24 protein-coding genes and 1 tRNA gene are annotated in these 20,240 nt (G+C 32.9%); 8 read left to right on the forward strand and 17 right to left on the reverse strand.

Features of this window, described 5'->3' with window-relative positions; genetic code table 11:
- Positions 1-149 precede the first annotated feature (149 nt).
- The 5 genes from CIGNP85_RS06230 to CIGNP85_RS06250 are packed head-to-tail and all read right to left on the reverse strand — an operon-like array spanning position 150 to position 4,665.
- On the reverse strand, positions 150-1,349 hold the full coding sequence (locus CIGNP85_RS06230; protein ID WP_086287523.1) for a hypothetical protein: 1,200 nt from the start codon (positions 1,347-1,349) through the stop codon (positions 150-152).
- A gap of 2 nt (positions 1,350-1,351) precedes the next feature.
- The gene (locus CIGNP85_RS06235) at positions 1,352-1,912 is read right to left on the reverse strand and encodes a DedA family protein (RefSeq protein WP_086245239.1); all 561 of its coding nucleotides are present in this window, start codon (positions 1,910-1,912) and stop codon (positions 1,352-1,354) included.
- A complete protein-coding gene (locus CIGNP85_RS06240) occupies positions 1,912-2,541 on the reverse strand; it encodes a lipid-binding SYLF domain-containing protein (RefSeq protein WP_086225695.1) in 630 nt (209 codons plus the stop codon). The genes CIGNP85_RS06235 and CIGNP85_RS06240 overlap by 1 nt, the downstream gene beginning before the upstream one ends.
- Before the next feature lie 8 nt (positions 2,542-2,549).
- Positions 2,550-4,106 (reverse strand): ribonuclease Y, encoded by a 1,557-nt coding sequence (gene rny, locus CIGNP85_RS06245; RefSeq protein WP_086225696.1) that lies wholly within the window; start codon positions 4,104-4,106, stop codon positions 2,550-2,552.
- On the reverse strand, positions 4,036-4,665 hold the full coding sequence (locus CIGNP85_RS06250) for a 5-formyltetrahydrofolate cyclo-ligase (RefSeq protein WP_086240907.1): 630 nt from the start codon (positions 4,663-4,665) through the stop codon (positions 4,036-4,038). Before CIGNP85_RS06250 ends, rny begins: the two co-directional genes overlap by 71 nt.
- Positions 4,666-4,723: 58 nt before the next feature.
- Between CIGNP85_RS06250 and CIGNP85_RS06255 the strand changes: the two genes are divergently transcribed.
- The 4 genes from CIGNP85_RS06255 to CIGNP85_RS06270 all read left to right on the forward strand — a co-directional run bounded on the left by CIGNP85_RS06255 (position 4,724) and on the right by CIGNP85_RS06270 (position 7,611).
- The gene (locus tag CIGNP85_RS06255) at positions 4,724-5,263 is read left to right on the forward strand and encodes a TlpA family protein disulfide reductase (protein WP_086226156.1); all 540 of its coding nucleotides are present in this window, start codon (positions 4,724-4,726) and stop codon (positions 5,261-5,263) included.
- Entirely contained in the window at positions 5,263-6,123 is an 861-nt protein-coding gene (gene ftsY, locus CIGNP85_RS06260) for a signal recognition particle-docking protein FtsY (RefSeq protein ID WP_086240906.1), read from the forward strand. The genes CIGNP85_RS06255 and ftsY overlap by 1 nt, the downstream gene beginning before the upstream one ends.
- An 8-nt stretch (positions 6,124-6,131) precedes the next feature.
- Positions 6,132-7,472: a DNA repair protein RadA gene (gene radA, locus CIGNP85_RS06265; protein WP_086226157.1), complete on the forward strand. Its 1,341-nt coding sequence runs from the start codon at positions 6,132-6,134 to the stop codon at positions 7,470-7,472.
- Between the two features lie 52 nt (positions 7,473-7,524).
- A tRNA-Leu gene (locus CIGNP85_RS06270) sits at positions 7,525-7,611 on the forward strand.
- 529 nt (positions 7,612-8,140) lie between these two features.
- Here the strand turns inward: CIGNP85_RS06270 and CIGNP85_RS06275 are convergent.
- Entirely contained in the window at positions 8,141-8,332 is a 192-nt protein-coding gene (locus tag CIGNP85_RS06275) for a hypothetical protein (RefSeq protein WP_141031750.1), read from the reverse strand.
- Between the two features lie 83 nt (positions 8,333-8,415).
- Between CIGNP85_RS06275 and CIGNP85_RS06280 the strand changes: the two genes are divergently transcribed.
- From CIGNP85_RS06280 to CIGNP85_RS06290, 3 genes are all read left to right on the forward strand, one after another.
- Positions 8,416-8,664, forward strand: a complete 249-nt coding sequence (locus CIGNP85_RS06280) for a hypothetical protein (RefSeq protein WP_086287527.1) — start codon at positions 8,416-8,418, stop codon at positions 8,662-8,664.
- Positions 8,665-8,841: 177 nt separating this feature from the next.
- Complete coding sequence (locus tag CIGNP85_RS06285; protein ID WP_141031751.1) at positions 8,842-9,234, forward strand: autotransporter domain-containing protein; 393 nt, start codon at positions 8,842-8,844, stop codon at positions 9,232-9,234.
- Between the two features lie 9 nt (positions 9,235-9,243).
- Complete coding sequence (locus CIGNP85_RS06290) at positions 9,244-9,570, forward strand: hypothetical protein (RefSeq protein WP_086287531.1); 327 nt, start codon at positions 9,244-9,246, stop codon at positions 9,568-9,570.
- Positions 9,571-9,717: 147 nt separating this feature from the next.
- On the opposite strand, the gene CIGNP85_RS06295 is transcribed toward CIGNP85_RS06290, so the two are convergent.
- The 10 genes from CIGNP85_RS06295 to CIGNP85_RS06340 all read right to left on the reverse strand — a co-directional run bounded on the left by CIGNP85_RS06295 (position 9,718) and on the right by CIGNP85_RS06340 (position 17,399).
- Complete coding sequence (locus tag CIGNP85_RS06295) at positions 9,718-10,014, reverse strand: GIY-YIG nuclease family protein (protein WP_236845604.1); 297 nt, start codon at positions 10,012-10,014, stop codon at positions 9,718-9,720.
- 78 nt (positions 10,015-10,092) lie between these two features.
- The gene (locus CIGNP85_RS06300) at positions 10,093-10,500 is read right to left on the reverse strand and encodes a hypothetical protein (protein ID WP_086245282.1); all 408 of its coding nucleotides are present in this window, start codon (positions 10,498-10,500) and stop codon (positions 10,093-10,095) included.
- A gap of 116 nt (positions 10,501-10,616) precedes the next feature.
- The gene (luxS, locus tag CIGNP85_RS06305) at positions 10,617-11,120 is read right to left on the reverse strand and encodes an S-ribosylhomocysteine lyase (protein ID WP_086268759.1); all 504 of its coding nucleotides are present in this window, start codon (positions 11,118-11,120) and stop codon (positions 10,617-10,619) included.
- A 39-nt stretch (positions 11,121-11,159) separates the two neighbouring features.
- Positions 11,160-11,648 (reverse strand): flavodoxin FldA, encoded by a 489-nt coding sequence (gene fldA, locus CIGNP85_RS06310; RefSeq protein WP_086224686.1) that lies wholly within the window; start codon positions 11,646-11,648, stop codon positions 11,160-11,162.
- A gap of 2 nt (positions 11,649-11,650) precedes the next feature.
- A complete protein-coding gene (locus tag CIGNP85_RS06315; protein WP_086226164.1) occupies positions 11,651-11,962 on the reverse strand; it encodes a DUF2325 domain-containing protein in 312 nt (103 codons plus the stop codon).
- A gap of 275 nt (positions 11,963-12,237) precedes the next feature.
- Entirely contained in the window at positions 12,238-13,083 is an 846-nt protein-coding gene (locus tag CIGNP85_RS06320) for a 1-aminocyclopropane-1-carboxylate deaminase (RefSeq protein ID WP_086238637.1), read from the reverse strand.
- The gene (locus CIGNP85_RS06325; protein WP_086228247.1) at positions 13,073-14,059 is read right to left on the reverse strand and encodes an OmpA family protein; all 987 of its coding nucleotides are present in this window, start codon (positions 14,057-14,059) and stop codon (positions 13,073-13,075) included. The genes CIGNP85_RS06320 and CIGNP85_RS06325 overlap by 11 nt, the downstream gene beginning before the upstream one ends.
- Positions 14,059-15,420, reverse strand: coding sequence for a MotA/TolQ/ExbB proton channel family protein (locus CIGNP85_RS06330; protein WP_086236141.1), 1,362 nt, complete (start codon positions 15,418-15,420; stop codon positions 14,059-14,061). The genes CIGNP85_RS06325 and CIGNP85_RS06330 overlap by 1 nt, the downstream gene beginning before the upstream one ends.
- An 89-nt stretch (positions 15,421-15,509) precedes the next feature.
- On the reverse strand, positions 15,510-16,574 hold the full coding sequence (gene fbaA, locus CIGNP85_RS06335; RefSeq protein ID WP_086287535.1) for a class II fructose-bisphosphate aldolase: 1,065 nt from the start codon (positions 16,572-16,574) through the stop codon (positions 15,510-15,512).
- A 12-nt stretch (positions 16,575-16,586) separates the two neighbouring features.
- Positions 16,587-17,399, reverse strand: a complete 813-nt coding sequence (locus tag CIGNP85_RS06340) for a peptidylprolyl isomerase (protein ID WP_086224692.1) — start codon at positions 17,397-17,399, stop codon at positions 16,587-16,589.
- A gap of 111 nt (positions 17,400-17,510) precedes the next feature.
- On the opposite strand from CIGNP85_RS06340, the gene nth reads away from it, so the two are divergent.
- A complete protein-coding gene (gene nth / locus CIGNP85_RS06345; protein ID WP_086287536.1) occupies positions 17,511-18,134 on the forward strand; it encodes an endonuclease III in 624 nt (207 codons plus the stop codon).
- Positions 18,135-18,156: 22 nt separating this feature from the next.
- Here nth and CIGNP85_RS06350 read toward each other — a convergent pair whose 3' ends face one another.
- Positions 18,157-20,175 carry a motility associated factor glycosyltransferase family protein gene (locus CIGNP85_RS06350; RefSeq protein ID WP_086287538.1) on the reverse strand — a complete coding sequence of 673 codons (2,019 nt, stop codon included), beginning with the start codon at positions 20,173-20,175 and terminating at the stop codon, positions 18,157-18,159.
- Positions 20,176-20,240: the final 65 nt, after the last annotated feature.

A 20,240-nucleotide genomic window follows, 5' to 3' on the forward strand; every position in this document is an offset into this window, starting at 1 on the left:
AAAAACGATAGAGAAATGATTTAACCAAGCTTTTCAGAAGGTTAAGGTGTTTCTCAATTCGTGAGCTGGAATTATATAAGAGATATGCTTAAAAAAAGATTAAATATTAGGGAAAATTCTAAAAAATTTAAAAAAATTTGCAAATTTGGTTAAAAATTTAGTAAAATATCGCTAAATTTGACATAATTATTAAAAATTAACTCACCATTTTCTCTTTGAGATTTAAATTTAGATATATAACCCTCACCATTTTTTATTAAAATTCCACTACTTATTAAAAAATTTTCATAAAAAGATATAAATTCTAGCCCTTTTATTGTAGATATTGGGCGTAAAGCTATAAATTCTCCATCTAAATTTATATCTGTTATATCAAAACTATCTCCTCTAAGGTTAAATTTTAACTCAAAAAGATCATTAATACTAATTTTATCAACATATAAAACTGGATTGCAACTAATAAATGCATCTATTAATCCAATACTTTTAGACCCAAGCATAATGTTAAAAATCATCTTATAACTATCAATAATAAGATTTTCTAAACGAACTTTAGAATTTATATTATCAATCATAATATTATTTATTGCCACATTTTTGGCATGTATATTACTTATAATATTTGCTAGATTATTAGTAATGGTTTTGGAGTCAAATTTTATTTCATCGCTTACTATATTAATAAGTGGAACATTTGCTCTTAAATTTTTAATGCTAATATTTAACTCATTTGGATTAAATTTAAATAGGTCAAAGCTAATAAACTCAAGTCCATCTAAATAATCAATTTCAATATCGACTCCATTAAAAACACTACTAATGCCATCAAATTCAAAATCAGCTTTATCGAAACGTACACCTAGAAAATATAAGCGCTCTGTATCAAATGTTGTGCTAATATCTATACTAGAAATTGTAAAAAGATTGTGATTTTCGATTATTTTTAGTGGGGAAACCTGTGCTTTTAGCTGACTAATACCTCCATTTATAGGAATATTTAGATTAAATTTAGCCAATACTGAGTTTTCATTTTGTGTCAAATCCATCTTTAATCGATGATCTAAATCACAAATATCGCCTACAATATCTAGTCTATTAAAAATTGAAATAACACTATAATGACTAAAAATATCAAATTTAAGATTGAAATCTTTATATTTTAGAGTAAAATTTAGATTAGTAGAAAAAATTGAGTTATTTTGGTTTATGTTTGATAAAGCAAATTCGCTACTACTTTTAAGTTTATTTATGGCTGAGCTTAAAACAAAATTAGAAAAAAGATATGCATATCCATGCAAGCCAACCATCAAAATAAGTAGACTTGCAATAAGATATGCAAACTTTTTCATAGTTATCTCTTTTTAGTTGCCCAGCTAAAATATAGCCAAATCAACCCCAATAAAATAAATAAAAATAGTGGGACTAAATAGCTGCGTTCACCAAAATAGCTAGTAAATTTAAAAATAAATCCGCCAGCATAATAGCTAGCTAGTCCAAGACTAATAGCCCATATAACTGAGCAAATAGCATTAATAATAGTAAATTTAATTAAACTATACTTAGTAAGCCCTATTGCTAAAGGAACTAAAGTTTTTAATCCATAGATATATTTTTTGATAAAAATAATCTTATCTCCATATTTTTTAAATAGAATTTGAGCTAGGGCTAATTTTCTTTTATGCGATTTAAAATATGGCATTACTGAGCTTTTATTGTACCTACCCATATATACCAAAATCATATCGCCAATAAAATTTGCCACTGCTGCAATAATAATAGATAATGTCAAATTCATATTACCTTCAAAACTCAAAAGCCCTGCTCCAATAATAGCCACCATACCGCCGCCAAGACTATATAAAAATAAAATTAAATAGCCATAAGTTGAGAGATTTGTAAGTATATCTTGCATTATCTTACCACCGTTATAGCATGCATTAATTGTTTGTAACCGTATGAATTTGTATTAAAACGTATTTTATCATCAACAGTTATTACCGATCCACCAAGATTTGCCCCAGCAAAAAAGCCGCTATTATTTGTATAAATATAAATATCACTAAAGCCAATATCACTAACTATTTCATTTTTAGTACCATAATCCATAAAACTCACTGATGCACTAGCATTAAGAGTAAGCTTATTATCATAAATATCTTTAATTACTGCCGGATTCATTACATACATTACTAAAAAATTATTTTCATATCCAGCTTGCAACCCAATAGTTGCCCCACCAAGTCGCACAGGAACTGCGCTCCAGTTGCTGTTTAGATGGCGAGTAAGGTTATCATCGCTATAAAATTCATCTACATCATCACGCACAAGCATAACTCCACGCCCTATGGTCGCTCCAAGGATAAATCCAGCCTTAACAAAAGTAGGAAAAATAATAATCGCAGATGAATTTATAACGATAGACTGGGGGATTTTATTAATTCTATTAATATGATTATAGGCATTTGCACTATCTAATAATCTCTCATTTCCACCATATAATAAGCTTAAACTAAATAGAACCAACCAGATAACCCTTATCATTTGCGCCCCTATTTTGCATACTCTACGGCTCGTAATTCCCGGATTACATTTACTTTAATCTCGCCTGGATATTGCATTTTGCTCTCTATCTCTTCAGCAATCTCTTTAGCCAAAAGCACCGCTTCATCATCATTGACCAACTCAGCATTAGCAATAACCCTAATCTCACGACCGGCATTTATAGCGTAGGCATTTTTGATGCCTTCTTTTGAATTTGCGATATTTTCTATCTCTTCAACTCTTTTTAAGAAACTCTCAAGCACCTCTCTTCTAGCTCCAGGGCGTGCCGCAGATAAGGCATCAGCAGCACAAACTGCTGCACACTCTACGCTTAAGGCTTCTTCGTGTCCATGATGTGCATAAATGGCATTGATTACAACCGGATGCTCCTTATATCGCTTGCAAATTTCAGCCCCTAAATCCACATGGCTACCTTGGTATTCGTGCGTTAAGGCTTTGCCGATATCGTGTAAAATACCAGCTCTAATAGCTAGTTTCTCATCTCCGCCAGTTTCAGCTGCGATAATACCTGCTAAGTGAGCGACTTCTAGGCTATGAGCTAAGGCATTTTGACCATAACTAGCCCTAAATTTCATCTTGCCTATCAATTTGACAATTTCAGGATGAACCTTGGTAATTCCTAAATCAATCAAGATATTTTCGCCTTCTTCTAAGATACTAGCTTCGAATTCTTCACAAACTTTTTGATGGATTTCTTCTATTCTAGCAGGTTGAATTCTTCCATCTTCAACCAAAAGCTCAATAACCCTTGTAGCGATAGCTCGGCGATATAGATTAAAGCTAGAAAGCACGATAGCATGAGGAGTATCATCAATAATAATATCCACTCCTAAAACCATCTCGAGCGTCTTGATATTACGCCCTTCTTTGCCAATAATTCTACCTTTTAACTCATCATTTTTGATATCAACTACATTAATCAATCTCTCAGCAGCAAACTCCCCAGCAAATCTACTAGTGGCTTGAGCTAGGATATAATTTGCCTTTTTCTTAGCCTCTCTTTTTGCCTCTTCTTCGTATTTTCTAACGATATGAGCGATATCGGCACGGCTTTTTTCTTCAACTTTTTTTAAGACCAAATCCCTAGCCTCTTCTTGAGTTAAACCGGCTATGCGCTCCATAGTTTTTAGCACTTCATCTATCTTTTCTTGATATGAATTTTTTAAATTCAAACCCTCTTCATATAGAGCATTAGCTCTATTTTGACTCTGTTCTAGATCATTTTTTAGATTGTTTAAGCTCTCTTTTTGAGATAATAAATTTTGCTCTTTTTTATTTATTTCATCAAATTTTTGGTTATACTCTTTTTGAAGCTTGCTGCCTTTTTCCTCATATCTTTTTTTAGCTTCAAATTCAGCCTCACTTACCTTGACTTTGGCATCTTTAAGTACGCTTTCGGCTTCAAATTCAATAGCCTTAGCCTTAGCCTTAGCCTGTTCTAAAAATATACTATAATTAGCATCATTTATCTTTTTAGATATTAGCCAACCACCACCGGCTCCGAAAATTAAGCCTCCTAACCCCACTAATGACATCTCTATCATAACATACCTTTTTAATATATTTTGTAGTAGGTGTGATATAAAAGTCCGCACAAATATCATGTGCATCACAAATTTTATCATTAATATACATATCTTTTATGCTCACAAACACAATAACTGGTCTATATCCTAGACTATCAAAAAATCTATCATAAAATCCAGCACCATGCCCTACTCTAGCCATATTTGTATCTACTGCAATTACTGGCACTATTGCCATATCTATCTTTTTTTTATAAGCATTTGAATCTCTTGCTTCTTTAATTCCAAATTTAGATACAAAAAAGGGCAGACGCAATTTTACCATTTTTAAGCTTTTATCTACCATAAATGGGACAAATATTGTACAATTTTTTGCTAACTTTCGTCTAAGCATTATCAAATTTGGCTCTGTTTGCATCGGGGTAAAAATCAATAAATTTCTTACTTTATAAAACTTAATTAGCCTTAAAATATCAAAATTTAGTCTATTTTTATAACTATTAGCTACTCTTTTGGACTCTTTTTTTAGAGCGGTTTTAGCCATTTTTCTATAAGTTTGTTTATCATATTTAACCATAATATTAATCTTTATTTAGTATAATTGCGACATTTTACCAAAAAATTAGGAAAATATGATGAAATTTAAAATCTTTTTAGTAGCGGCCTTGCTGGTATTTTTTACTGGCTGCGATGATAAAAATGACAAAGAACCATCTACGCCATCAGTTATGCAAGCTGACTACTCAAAACCATTTAAACTCCCATTAAACGATGGCACAGAACTTAATATACAAAAGCGTAATGATGGATATGATATTGATATTAAAGATAAGGCAGTATTTTTAAATTTCTTTGCTACTTGGTGCCCTCCATGCAAAATAGAAATTCCATATCTTGTATCGCTTCAAGATAAATTTAAAGATAAGCTTCAAGTCATTGGGGTATCAGTTGATGAGATAAGTCTAGAACAAGCAAATGAATTTAAAGAGTTGTTAAATATCAACTATCCAATTGCCTATACCAAGGAAAATGAGTATCTAATCTCATCGCTTGGCGGTGTAGTTGGCATTCCCTTTAGCATTTTATACTATCCAAATGGCAAATTTGCTACATCTTATAGCGGATTGGTGCCTATTGAAATGCTTGAAAATGATATTAAAAAGGTGATTAAATAATGTTTAGCTTCCTTAAAAAAGGTCTTGAAAAGACCATAAGTATCTTTACTGGTTCTAAACCAGCAGATAAAAAAATTACTAAAGATATTCTTGAAGAGCTTTTATTAGAAGCAGATGTGCCATATGAAATAGTACAAGAGATTATATATTACCTTCCACCACGTGAAATAGTTGATAAAGCTGATCTATCTAGAGTTATGCAAACATACTTTATGTATGATAGTAAAAGCATAGAAGCTAAGCCATTTGTTATGATGATATTGGGCGTAAATGGTGCTGGCAAAACAACTACAATAGCTAAATTAGCAAATTTATTTAAATCAAATTCAAAAAGCGTTATTTTGGGTGCTAGTGATACATTTAGAGCTGGTGCAATAGAACAACTACGCCAATGGGCAACCAGATTAGAAGTGCCAATAATTGCTTCAAATCAAGGCCACGACCCGGCCGCTGTGGCTTATGATACCATTAGCTCTGCTGTGGCTAAGGGGATGGATTATGCGATTATCGATACAGCTGGAAGATTACAAAATCAAAAAAACCTAGCAAGTGAGCTAGAAAAGATCTCAAGAATCAGTGATAAAGCCCTAAGTGGCGCTCCACATCAAAAAATTCTAATATTAGATGGTACACAAGGAAGTGCTGGAGTTGCTCAGGCTAAGGCATTCAATGAGATTATAAAGGTCGATGGAGTAATAATCACTAAGCTTGATGGTACCGCTAAAGGCGGTGCATTATTTGGAATTGCTAGAGAGCTTGAATTGCCTATTTTATATATTGGTGTTGGCGAGAGCAAAGACGATTTAATTAAATTTAATCCAAAAGAGTTCGTAGATACTATCTGCGATGCTATATTTTAAAAATAAAAATGGCAAAGTTAAAAACTCTATTTGAATGTGAAGCGTGTGGAAATCAGCAGAGCAAATGGATGGGAAAATGTCCGCAATGCGGTGCTTGGGAGAGTTTTATAGAGCTTAGTAATGAGCAAATAAAAGCAAGCCAAGAATTAGCAAAACTAACTAAAACTATAAATAACGCAACTCCAATATCTCAAATTCAAATAGAACAGATAAAACGCAAATCCACCGGCGATAATGAGCTTGACCTTGTATTAGGTGGTGGAGTAGTAAGTGGTTCGCTAGTTTTAATCGGTGGAAGCCCTGGTATTGGCAAATCTACTCTACTGCTTAAAATTGCTTCAAATTTAGCCAATGATAATCAAAAAGTCTTATATGTCAGCGGCGAAGAGAGTGCTAGTCAGATCAAATTAAGAGCCGATCGCCTAAATGCTAATAGCGATAATCTATTTTTGCTTACTGAGATTGATCTTTCATCTATACTAGCTGAAGTGGCTAAAAATGAGTATAAAGCTATAGTTATAGACTCTATCCAGACTTTATATAGTGATAAGATTAGCTCCGCGCCAGGCTCTATATCGCAAGTTAGAGAGATTACATTTGAGCTTATGCGACTAGCCAAAAAAGAGGATATAGCTATATTTATCATTGGCCATATAACCAAAGAAGGCTCTATAGCTGGACCTAGAATTTTGGAGCATATGGTAGATGTAGTATTATATTTTGAAGGCGATAGCAGCAAAGAGCTTAGAATTTTAAGAGGGATTAAAAACCGCTTTGGAACAACTAGCGAGGTTGGTATCTTTGAAATGAGAAGTAATGGGCTAGTAAGCGCTAAAGATATTAGTAGTAAATTTTTTACTCGTGGCAATGCTGTTAGTGGCTCAGCTATTACTGTAACAATGGAAGGAAGTCGTGCGTTAGTAGTAGAAATTCAAGCCTTAGTATGTGAAAGCAGCTACCCAAAAAGAAGCTCAACCGGCTTTGATAAAAATCGCTTAGATATGATTTTAGCACTTTTAGAACGTAAGCTTGAGATTCCACTTGGTCATTATGATGTTTTTATCAATGTTACAGGCGGAGTAAAAATCAACGAACCAGCCTGTGATTTAGCCGTAGTTGCTGCGATAATATCTAGCTTTCGCAACCGCCCAATATCTAAAGAGAGCGTATTTATCGGTGAGCTTAGTTTAAATGGAGAGATTAGAGAAATTTTTAACCTTGATGCAAGACTAAAAGAAGCCGTATTTCAAAAATTCAAAAACGCTATCACTCCAAACAAACCACTAGAAACCTACCCTATAAAAACATTCGTAGCCAAAGAAATAACCCAAGTTTTAGAATGGATGTAGCTAAATTTATAATATTTTAATCTAAATTTAGCTATAATTTTACTCTTTTTAAGCCTGAGTGGTGAAACTGGTAGACGCGCTAGACTCAAAATCTAGTAGGGGCAACCCTGTGTCGGTTCGAGTCCGACCTCAGGCACCATCACCCCATTTTAACACTTTTCTTAAACTTTCACAAATTGCTAAAATATTCACAAAAATATTAAAAACAAAATTCCAATCACAAAAATCAAATAAAAGATTTTAAATTTAAATATAAAAAATTATTTTTAATCCTTATCAAAAAAATAAATTTTTATATTTAATTATAAAAATAAGTAAATTTTTTCATTTTTTGCTATAATCCCACCTAAATTTTACTAATAAGGAGAAAAAAATGAAAGGACTAAAGACTACTATAAGTAGCAAATTCCGCTACTACCCACACATTCTAAAAAACTAAACAATCCCAAAATCCTACTATCATCAATTGCAATTACTGTCTTATACTCTGCTAGTTTCGCTGATGGCAAGTCTTATTGCCAAATAGCTGACAACAACAAAACATGTATTATAAGCGACAAAAACACAACAAATACTATTATTCTTTTCCCTAAAACAGATCAAACTACCGAGGTAACTGGACAAAATATAATTATAAGAGGTGAAACTAATGTTACCAGCTACAGTCTCTATGCCGCTTTTATAGGCTCTGGAAAAGCTGATGAAAATAAAATAGAAATATCTGGTGGATCATCAGTAGGAGGACCTAGACCAGACAAAAGACCAAGCACCACCAATATAGGTGCCGGATATACTGGCGCACATGGAGATGTCAATTCAAGTGCAAGTAGAAATACTATAATCATCTCTGGAGAAGGCACAAATGTAAAATCTACATATGTCATGGGTGGCCGGGTTTATGACGACAATGGTTCTGTAAATGACAATAATGTAATAATTAAAGATGGAGCTACAGGTTTCAGAAATTATTGGCGGTACAAGTGCCCAAGGCACCGCAAATAAAAACAATATTATCATCGGCGGAAGTGTAACTGGCAATGTAACTGGCAGTGAAGGTAAAATCGGCTCTGAAAACAACAACATAAAAGTAGCTGGTAATGTAGGTGGCACAGTAATCGGTGGTAAAACAGATAATGGTTCAGCTAGCAATAACATAATAAGCGTAGCTGGTGACACCCAAGGGATATTATAGGTGGTCAAATCTTAGATCCTAATGGCCAAACTAGTGGCAACCAAATCACTGCTAATGGCAATGTAGATGGTAATATCTATGGTGGTTATAATCAAGCAACACAAAAGGTCCAAGGTAGCAACAACACAATAACCCTATCAGGTAACCTGACTAAAGTAACTGGTAATATCCAAGTAGGTGATAAAACTAGTAATAGTGGATACCCTAAACATAAATACCAAGAACCCAGTAACCCTAGAAGGTAATACTAGTGGTGCTAAAACCATCAGCATAGCAGCAAGCAATGTAGGTGATGGTGATAGCAAATATATCGGTGCTAGTTTACTAGCTAGATATGACTTTGGCACTATGGCATCTAGACCATATATAGAGGGTTCTGCTAGACTTGGTAGAAACTACAATAGATATGAAAATACCCATATGAATGATGACAACGGAAATCACGCTAAATATGATATGAGTACAAACTACTTTGGTATCCATGTGGGTGCTGGGTATGAGTTTAAGATATATAATCAAGCTCTTGATATATATGCTAAATATCTATATAACAACCTAGCTGGTGATTAGATAGAGATTATGAATACACCATATGAGTTTAAAGCTGTAGAGTCTCACAAACTAATAACTGCTGCTAGATATAAAGTGGATCTAGCTCCTATAAACAACTTCAAACTCTCACCTTATGCTGGTGCGGCTTTGGATTATGAGTTTAAAGGTAGTGTGGATGTATACTCATATGGATTGGCTGTGGATTCACCTACTTTAAGTGGTGCTTCTGCTATGCTAGAAGCTGGTCTAAGTATCGATGCTAATAGAGGCTTTAGTGTAGATGTAGGTCTATTTGGCCACTTAGGCAAAAGACAAGGTATCAATGGTATAGCAAATGTCAAATTTGAATTCTAAAATATTATTTGAATTTTAGAGATCTTATTTATATTATTTGGGGTTTAAAATCTTTGAGAGTTTTTATTCTAATATTTTATATTTTTACTGTAAGGTGGTATGGGGGGGCTAGAATTAAAATAATTTTAAATTCTAATCTCAGAGTAATTAATTGCCGTTATATCCGAAATCTGTGCGAGTCAATAGAACTTCTTTCCAAAAGCTCTCTCTATTTATTATTATTTCATCATCTACACTAGATTTAAAAATCTCTAAAATTGAATATTTAAAGTTTTCTTTTATATACTCAAAATCTAGCGGCTTTAAAAGCTTATTTCCGCCATGTCCATTTGCTATATAGTTACGCCAACGCCCAAGTAGCATATCATTGCCATACGCTGAGCCAACATATTTTTTTCCAGTTTTTGTATCTACTATTAGGTACACAGCTTTTTGATTTTCCAAGGCTGTTTTCCATATAGGTGTTTCTATAAGGCTTTCAAGCTCTCTCCAAGTTACATTTACATTATCATAGCCTGGGAATTATGCTTTTATCACCTCTCTTTTGAGCTCTAAAACCTCTAAATTATCTAGGCAAGTTTCAAGATTTGGATAACTTTGGCGGAAATCTTTTTTAAAGCCAACTACAAGTTTGCCTATAAATTCAGCGCCGATATCGGTTAGCCTTGTGTTATATTTATAAAGCTCTCTGTCTGCTTCTTTTACTGTGCCAACTACGCCCAAACTTTCATATATACCTACAAATAGCCACTCATCTTTATTCAAATAGCATAATGAAAGTATATATTTGCGACCAAAGTTCTTTTGAGTTTGGTGGTTTTGGTAATCACTAAATTTCCCACTAAAAAATTCATTTAATGGCAATCGTGCATCTCTACCCTGCCCGCCAATAGCACAATGGACTTTAAACTCGTTTTGATTTTCGGCCAAAAAAAGGCAACAAATCTTTTAATTTCATTTTTACTCCTTTTAAGTTTGAATTTGTATTTAAGCTTCATCTGCATTTAGATGCCCTATCTAAATGCAGATGAATGTGAAATTAGAGATTACTTAATTTTATTAAGATCTAATTTTATAGCTTCATTATCGATATGGCTAATGCCTGAATTTAAGATATTTTGTGCTATCTCTTTGGCTTCATCTAGTGAGTGCATTTTGTATGTTCCGCATTGAAATTTGTTTAATTCTGGGATATCGCTTTGGCTTTTTACAGATAGGATGTCATTCATAGATAGTCGCCAAGCCTCGATAACATCATCTATTTTAGGTGTTCCGATGAGACTCATATAAAATCCCGTCCTACAACCCATCGGCGATATATCTATGATTTCAATACTATTTGAATTTAGATGATCTCTCATAAAACCCGCAAAAAGATGCTCTAGCGTGTGAATCCCACGCTCTGGCAAGATATCTACATTTGGCTTACAAAATCTCAAATCAAAAACACTGATATCATCGCCTTTTGGGGTTTTCATCACTTTAGCAAGTCTAACGCCTGGGGCATTCATAATAGTATGATCTACGCAAAAACTATCAAGTAATGGCATATTATTTCCTTTATAATTTTTGCGTAATTGTATCAAAAATTAGCTAAAATTTGCTCTGATTTGGTCGCACCAATTTGAAATTCTAGAATCTACTTCATCACCATAATTATCAAAATCAAGCGCCAAGCCCACAAATCCGCCATCTCTAGCTGCTCTTGACTCTTTAAAATCATATTTTGGAGCCTCTGTAGCACCTACGATATTTGCGCCTAATTCTGTGCATTTTTCAAACAAAATACCCAAAGCATCGCAATATGTATCATCATAGCTAGAGCTATCACCAACACCAAATAAAGCAACTGTTTTGCCACTTAAGTTTAGCTCAGAAAAGTCAAAAGCATCCATATCATCTTGTAAATCACCGCTTCCCCAAGTCGATGAGCCGATTATTAATTTATCAAATCCATTGATCTCATCTGCTGAAGTCTCAGATATATTCAAAACTGTATCGATACCTAAATTTGCTGCGATTTTATTCGCTGCTTCTTCTGCGTTTCCCATTGAACTACCAAAAATTACTGCTGTCATATTTACCTTTCACATTTAAATTCACGATCCAAACCAAAAACTTTACAATATTCGCAATACACACAACTCACGCTTCTTTTAGCGCAAACTAGCTTGATATTGCGTTTTTTGGCTTGAGTTTTAATCTTTTTCATCGTGTTATGATTTAAAAAACTAGTTAGCATTACAACGCATTCTACCTCTTGTGGTATGGGCTTGCGATTTACTCTATTTTCGTTTCTTGCATCCCAATGCTCTATCTTGCTAACGCCTAAACCTTGTAAAACTGCCCTAATCGGTGCTATCTCATCTGCGCCTATTACTAATACTGACATCTCTTGCCTTTGTAGTATTTTTGATAATTGTTATTATAATCTAGCTATTATAAATTTTAGCTTATTTTGATTATAATTATCAAAAATATTTTTAAAAGCTCTTTTTTTAGCACCATAAAAAGATTAAATTCAAATTTATATAAAATTATAATTGATAAATAATATCAACTATACTACCTTATTCCTCCTTATTTTATCTTATTTAATTAAGAGCTAAATGATACGATTTAGCTAAAAAAAGTATATCTAAAATATAATAACTAAATATAAATTCATTAATTAAATTTTCGTTTATACCTATCTAAAAGCGTAATATTTCCTAATATTCCACCCTGATGAATGTATAAAATTTCATTTTGAAATTTATCTAAATTATTCATCAAAGTAAGCCACCCTACTCCATCATACAGTAATTCAAACTCTATATTGCTATCTAAAAGCTCTTTATATATCTCATAAATTTCAAGATACAACTTACCAAAATGATATTTTTTAGGCGGATTTAATATCTTAACCTTATTAAATGGATCAAGGGTTGAAATTTGCTCTTTTAAATACTTCGCATCGCCTACACAAGGCACGCTCCAAACTGCCATATCATTTAAATTTTTAGCTAAAAATGTAGCACTACACCCTGTCCCACTAGGTAAAAATACATCAAATTTAATCCCATTTAATTTAGCATAATCTTTTATTATTCTAGCTTGTTCTTTAAATCCAAATTCGGCTTCGCGCATTGCTACACCCTCAGGAATGAAAAGATCTGTACTTGATTTACATTCATCTTGAGCTGATTTTGATGGGTTAGCACTTATTTTAATATCCATACCATTTTTTAATGCGTAAGCATAATTTCCACATGGATTATTTAATAAAAAATCACAAATATGATTGGTAAAATATATAAATTTAACTCCACGCATTTTAGCCAAAAGACTAATAGAATACATAGCATTTGACTGGCTTGAACCATATGAAATTATGCGATTTATGTGGTTTAAATTTGAGTTTAGCAAAAAGGCAAGCTTTCTAGCTTTATTACCATTAAACTCGCCACCTATTAAATCATCTCGCAAAACCCAAAATCTACGCCCTCTAAAGTAGATTGGTTCAATTGACACGCTGATTTAAAACCTTATCAATGAAATATTTAGGATCTTGTAAATCAAATTTAATTTTTATCCTAAAGCTTGCTACTGGGTCTTCTAGACCATCTTTTAATATTGGCTCACTATTACTTTTTCCAATAGCAACCAAATATCTACTTAAACTTTCATTTTTATAAATTGCGTAGGCAAATTTCATAATCTCTAACGCTCGTTTTTGGGATAAATCTAGATTATGCATATATCCACCATCGCTATCTGTATGACATTCAATGATAATTTTATTGATATTTTGCACTACTTCAGAACTTAGCATATGATCTAAATATACCTTAAAAATTCGGCGTAGATCAAATTTGGCATCATCCCTAATAACTGATGAGTTAATGTTAAAAATCTTTGCTGCATCCATAGTAATCTCAGCAGTTTTAGGATCTATCTGCGCCATATTTACTAGCTTAGACTTAAGAGATAAAGCGATATTTTCTCTAATTTTTGTATAGTTTTCTAAGCTGCTTTTATAATTTTGTAAGTCGTTTTCAATAGCATCTATTTGAATATCTCGCTGATTGATTTGATTATTTAGATCGCTTATTAACTCCTCTTGCTTATTAATATGTGCTGTTAGTTCATCATTTTTTAAACTAATCACATCCAAGCTATTATTTATAGTTGATGTTGCTTTACTTAGTTCTTTATTTAAATTTAAATAAAGCTGCTCAATATTATTACTATCAGGATTTGATTTTAGTTTCTCAATAAAGCTTTTAATGCTCTCGTGCTTTTTATTTAACTCCTTATTTGCAGCATTTAAAGAAGCGATATTATCATTTAAATCCTTTTGGAGATATGCTAAATTTGAAGCAGAGATGGAGTATCGTACAACTACTACCCCAACTACTAAAACAAAGATAAAAAATAACCCTGTTATAAGTCCAATATAGCTAAGCCAAAAGCTTGATCTCTCATCATTTGATATATTAATTCTCATCAATCTTTCTTCTCATCACTTGATTTTGATTCTTCTTCATCTGATTTTGATATAGTTTCAAAGTCAGTTTTTTCTAGCATCTCTAGGGCGATATTTGCCTCATTATCTATCTCTTGGATACTTTTTTTAAGCTCTTCAACAATAACAGTACTACTATCTTTACCTACGCTCTCCTCATCAAATGCATCTTTAAATGCTTGCATACCATCGACAATAGCAATCTTAAACCCATCTAAAGCAAGCTGCTGCTTCTCAAGAATATTTACACTAAACTCCTCTAGCGATCTTTCAAATTTGATGATATTCATACCTAGATTATAAACAGTTTTATCAAGCTTTGCAACTTTCTCATCGCTAATACTTTGCAGCCTTGCATAACTCTCGCTCCATCTAATTTGCAACTCTTTTATATTACTATTGAATAAATTTAAAACATTAATAATCTCAGCATGAATCTTAATCATATCTTTTTGATCTCTTTGTGATCTTATTAACATATCCATTGTCTGTTTAATATGCTCACCACTTACTTTTACAGCTTCCTCTTCAGTCTGTAAAAGCTTAGTAAAATTATCAAATTTTTTCTGCACAACATTATCCAGCTCTTTGAAAAATTCTTGTTTACTAACATAATCAAATATTACTCCAATTTTCTCAAAGCTACCTAATGTCTCTTGCATATATCTTTTTTGAATCTCATCAGAAGTCCAAAAAAACGACATCGTAGCATTCTTTTGTCTAGCAATTAGTCTCTCAAATCTACTAATGCCATATCGCTCAAAAAATATCCACCAAAGCGCTAAAAATATCCCATAAGCACATAGATAAAAAGATGCCCCAATACCTGCAAATAATTGAGTAATCTCACTCTCTAAACTAAGCATATCAGCCGAGCTTAAAACCGGCATAGATATCCCAATACTCACAAATGTCCCAAAAACTCCAAGCATAGGAAAAACTCCAGTCGCCACAGTTGCAAAGTTGTCATTTCGCACATCTTTAGAGTATCTAGAAGCAAATTCATCAAAGCTGCCATTTGATTTTCTCTCCTTGCCAATTGTAAGTAGAGTTTTGATGATATAATTTTTTAGCTCTTTTTTAAATATATCTTTTTTTTGTTCAAATAGACAACACCCAAGCTCAGCACTATGTCTAGCAAAAGCTAATGCTACAACAAGCATAAGTCCCATAATAATAACAATATCAAGTCCAACTTTAAATTTTATAATATCAAAATAGCACAGTATACACATTATATACACCAAAATCGGTACTAATACAATTTTAAAATATACAAATTTACTCTGTCTATTTCCGCTTTCAGGCAGATATATCTCGCCAAGCTCGCTCTCTTTTTCCATTTAAATTTCCTTTTAATTACACTAAGATTAACCATCAAAGATAGCTAAGCTTAAAGTAATTTAGCCAAAGATATCTTTGGCTAAATAATTTAATTTTTATTAATACAGTTTAAATCCTCAAAAGCTTCTAAAAGTCTTTTTACCATACTTTCTTCGCCTTCTCTTAGCCATTTTCTAGGATCATAGTATTTTTTATTTGGCTTATCGCTACCTTCTGGGTTTCCTATTTGACCTTGTAAATAGTCATGGTTTTTAGCCTCATATCCACGCACACCATCCCAAAATGCCCACTGAGTATCAGTATCGATATTCATCTTAATCACACCGTAGCTTACTGCTGCTTTAATATCGGCTAACTCGCTACCGCTGCCACCATGAAATACAAAATTTACTGGTTTATTGCTAGTTGTGTTAAATTTGGCTTTGATATATTCTTGAGAATTTTTAAGAATCTCTGGACGAAGCACAACATTACCAGGTTTATAGACACCATGGACATTACCAAAACTTGCAGCTATGCTAAATTTATCACTAATCTTGCCAAGTCTCTCATACGCCATGGCTACATCTTCAGGCTGAGTGTATAAAAGCGCATTATCTACATTTGTATTATCTACGCCATCTTCTTCACCGCCAGTTACACCAAGTTCAATCTCAAGTGCTATGCCAATGTCGCTTAGAGTTTTTAAATACTCTTGACAAGTAGCCAAATTCTCTTCTAATGGCTCTTCGCTTAGATCTAGCATATGTGAGCTAAATAGAGGAACTTTGCAACTTTTAATATTTTCGCGACTAGCCTCTATAAGAGAATCAATCCACGGTAAAAGCTTTCTAGCAGCATGATCAGTATGTAAAACCACAGGAATTCCATATGCTTGAGCTAGTAGATGAACCTGTTTAGCTCCAGCTATAGCGCCAAGTACATCACCATTTGGGCAAGCCTTACCAGCGTAATAGCTTGCGCCGCCATTACTAAATTGTACTATAACAGGCGAATTTGCTTTTTTGGCTGCTTCCATTACTGCATTTATAGAGTGACTTCCTACGACATTAACTGCTGGAATTGCAAAGCCTTCACTTTTAGCATACTCATATAACTTGCTAAGATCCTCACCCCAGACTACGCCAGGTTTAACGATATTTGTTACTCCCATATCATACCCCTATTATTTGTATTCTATTTTTGCGCCTTTTCTTAGTTCATTCATTTTGTCTTGCATTACAGTTCTAAATTTTTCACTTCTTAATTGCTCTTCTATGTTCTTTTTAACTTTATCATATGATACTGTTGTTTTAGCTTTTGAATCCTCTTTTAAGATTACATGATATCCAAATTCACTCTTAACTGGTTTTATAGTGATTGTTCCATTTTTTAGAGCAAATGCAGCCTTGCTAAATGCTGGCACCATTCTTGACTCATCAAACCAACCTAGCTCGCCACCATTCATAGCACTACCTTTGTCTATTGATTTAGTTTTAGCTAGTTCGCTAAATTTAGCTGTTAATGCATCACCTTTTAAACCTTTTAGCTGTGCGATTATATCTTCAGCCTCTTTTTGAGTACCCACTAAGATATGTTTTGCTTTTGCTTGAGCTGGACTGACAAAAATTGTATCTTTATTTTTATCATAAAATGCTTTTACATCAGCTTCAGAGATTTTTACTTTTTTATATTCATTTTGTGTCCAAACATTTCTTAAAACATTGTCTTGGCTAAATTCAAGAGCTTCTTTATACTCTTTTGTTTTTTCAACACCATCTTTTTTAGCTTGTTCTAAAATCAATTGACCATTAATAGCCATATCTATTAATTGTTTTTTCATTTGATCTGGAATTTTATCAAAATCTGCACCATGCGCACCAAGTAGTGGAGCTAAATCTTTATCAGTAATCTCCTCACCATTTACAGTTGCTAAAACCGCTGCATTTAAACTCATAGTAGCAGCTAAGCTAAGAGCTAGAAATAGACCTTTTTTCATCTGTTTTCCTTCAGTATTAAATTTTTAAAATAAGTCCAGTATTATACTATAAATTTGATTATATCTTATTGAATTTAGATTATGTTTTTTATATTTTGTTATAATTAAAACATGAGAAGTAAAAAAGATATAAATGAGATAAAAGCGCTATTTTTAGAGCATTTTAGCGGAGCAAAGACTGAGTTAAATTTTAAAAATCTATATGAGCTTTTAGTAGCTGTAATGCTCTCAGCCCAATGCACTGATAAAAGAGTAAATTTAATCACACCAGCACTATTTGAGGCTTATCCAGACGCACATTCACTTGCTAAAGCAAATTTATCAAGTCTAAAACTGCTAATAAATAGTTGTAGCTTTTTTAACAATAAGGCTATAAATTTAATCAAAATGGCAAATTCGGTTATTAGCGAATTTGGCGGAGAGATTCCATTAGATGAAAAAAGCTTAGTAAAACTTGCTGGCGTAGGACAAAAGACAGCTCATGTAGTACTTATTGAGTATCAAAATGCAAATTTAATGGCAGTTGATACCCATGTTTTTCGTGTCTCGCATAGACTTGGGCTTAGCAAAGCTAAAACGCCAGAAGCTACTGAGATAGATTTGGTTAAAGCTTTTGAAACTGAACTTAATACTTTACATCAAGCAATGGTACTACATGGACGCTACACATGCAAAGCACTCAAACCAAAGTGTAATGAGTGCTTTTTAAATCACATTTGCAAGGCTAAAATTTAGCTACTAGACTAGCTTTACTAAGCTAGGATTTGTTCTCTTCATCCCAGCTTTGCAGTGACTCTTTCATTGTATCTCTAGTAGCTTCAATCATTCCAGCAAGACTAAAGAAATAGTATCCATGCTGCCTTACATACTCAAATATCTTTTTATCTTTATCATTTTTGGTGCGTTCAGGTTTTACCATTAATTCGCCAAATTCCATCTCTTGATGAATACAAAAGTTATTTACTACATGGTAATAAACAGTATCAAAAACCTCATCGTTCTTAAAGTTATTTTTAAATCTATCAATTCTCTCTTTTAATTCATAAAATTTAGGATAATGAGGCTCTTTGCCACGAGAGATATCACGATTAGCATTTTCTACAGCTTTGCTAATCTTTTTAAATAACTCTTCACAAAGCTTTTGCTTTTCTAGACCATATTTGATCAGATTTTCTACTAATGCCTTTTGATGTTTTATTACTGCTTTTGATTCTTCAAGACTAATTGGCTCAGGCTTGATTACTGTTTTAATACTATTTTCGGCCAATATTTCATCTACTAATTCACTAAATGGCTTTTCTATCATTCCATGAATTCTAGCCCCACCTTCAGTAGCGTTATAGACTTTAAATGCATAATCATAATGAGTTGGCTCCATCATAGATTCAAAATACCAACGGAAGAAATTCCAAACATCAGTAGTTTTTACTTCACCATCTCCACCGTAAGCTATGGCAGTTTGCGGTCTTTGTCTAGCATTTGGATTAATTGTCATAGTACCATCTTCTTTTATATAATTTTCAAATATATTTCCCTTAGCATGGCTAGCTCCATCTTTACCAAAGGCAAGGTCTTGACCGATAAATATAATTCTTTCGCATTTAAGCATAAGAGCCATATCAAAAGCAAAGTGTGCCGAGCTAGGCCCTTTACACATAAATGGAATCTCATCTTTTAAGATAAACTCAAATCTAATTGGCCTATGAGCATAAGTGCGATTTCGCCCTTCTAAATTTTCGCTAGTTTGGGGATGAGTTAGAGATGCTACCATAAATACTATATCATTATCAAATTCGCTTGGCTGACTTTGGAAAAACTCGCTAGTCTTCTCTACTCTCTCCATTGTAGTTACAAAATCAGGCTTAATACCATTTATCTTAAGCACATGATATGAAGCATCTGGAATTAAAATTAATGCGTGTGGAGCGACCTTTCTTAAAAGCTCAATCTGCTTATTTAGACTTGGACCAGTAGAGGCTATGATAGCTGTCTTATTTTTGCCTTGATTTAATTCAATTATATCTTTTAACTGAATTCCGCTATAAATATGAGGTATATTTGCCACAACATGTTTGATACCAAGTAAATTATCGTAAGCATCATTACCCATATTTAGAATCATTTTAGATGATAATTCTATAAGTTTTTTATTGATTTTTTGTGCTATTTGGCCATAATTTTTAGCATAATAATCACTATAAACATGAAAATCATAATTTCTAATATTTGCTACAACTGCTGGGTAATTGCATAAAACTTCCATTTGACCACTTCTAAAATAATCTGGATGAACCACGATAAATCTCTCATTAAATATATCAGCACCAAAATCACAAAGATTAAATGCTATAAATATAATCTCAATCTCTGGTTCAAATACTATAATCTTTTCATGGGTTTGGTTTTGTAGTAATTTGGTATAAAAATTTCCATTTCCAAGTCCAAAGAAAAATAGCGATGGATATAGTGCATATTCATCTTTAAATTTTTCCAACATCGCATTTGTATGAGCTGCTGGAGACTCAGTATAAATTGGCTCTTTAAGCTCGGTATTTATTATATTTATATCCAAATTTGTCTTACCAGCAAATACATCAAATTTAGTATTGCTTTTTAAATCATACACAGCCTTAGCTAATCTAAAATTTATGGCACTAAGTGCTACAATATTTTTTATAAAATTTGATGGAGTACCCTCGGCTTTAAATCTAGCCTCTAATTCACGCTGAAACTCTTCAAATGCCTGCGCTTCAGCCTCTTTGTCATAATTTTGCATATATCTCCTTCGTGCTTTTTAGCATTATACTAAATTTTATCTTAAGTATCATAAGATTACTGCTT

The organism is Campylobacter sp. P0085, assembly GCF_002139495.1.
Classification (GTDB): domain Bacteria; phylum Campylobacterota; class Campylobacteria; order Campylobacterales; family Campylobacteraceae; genus Campylobacter; species Campylobacter devanensis.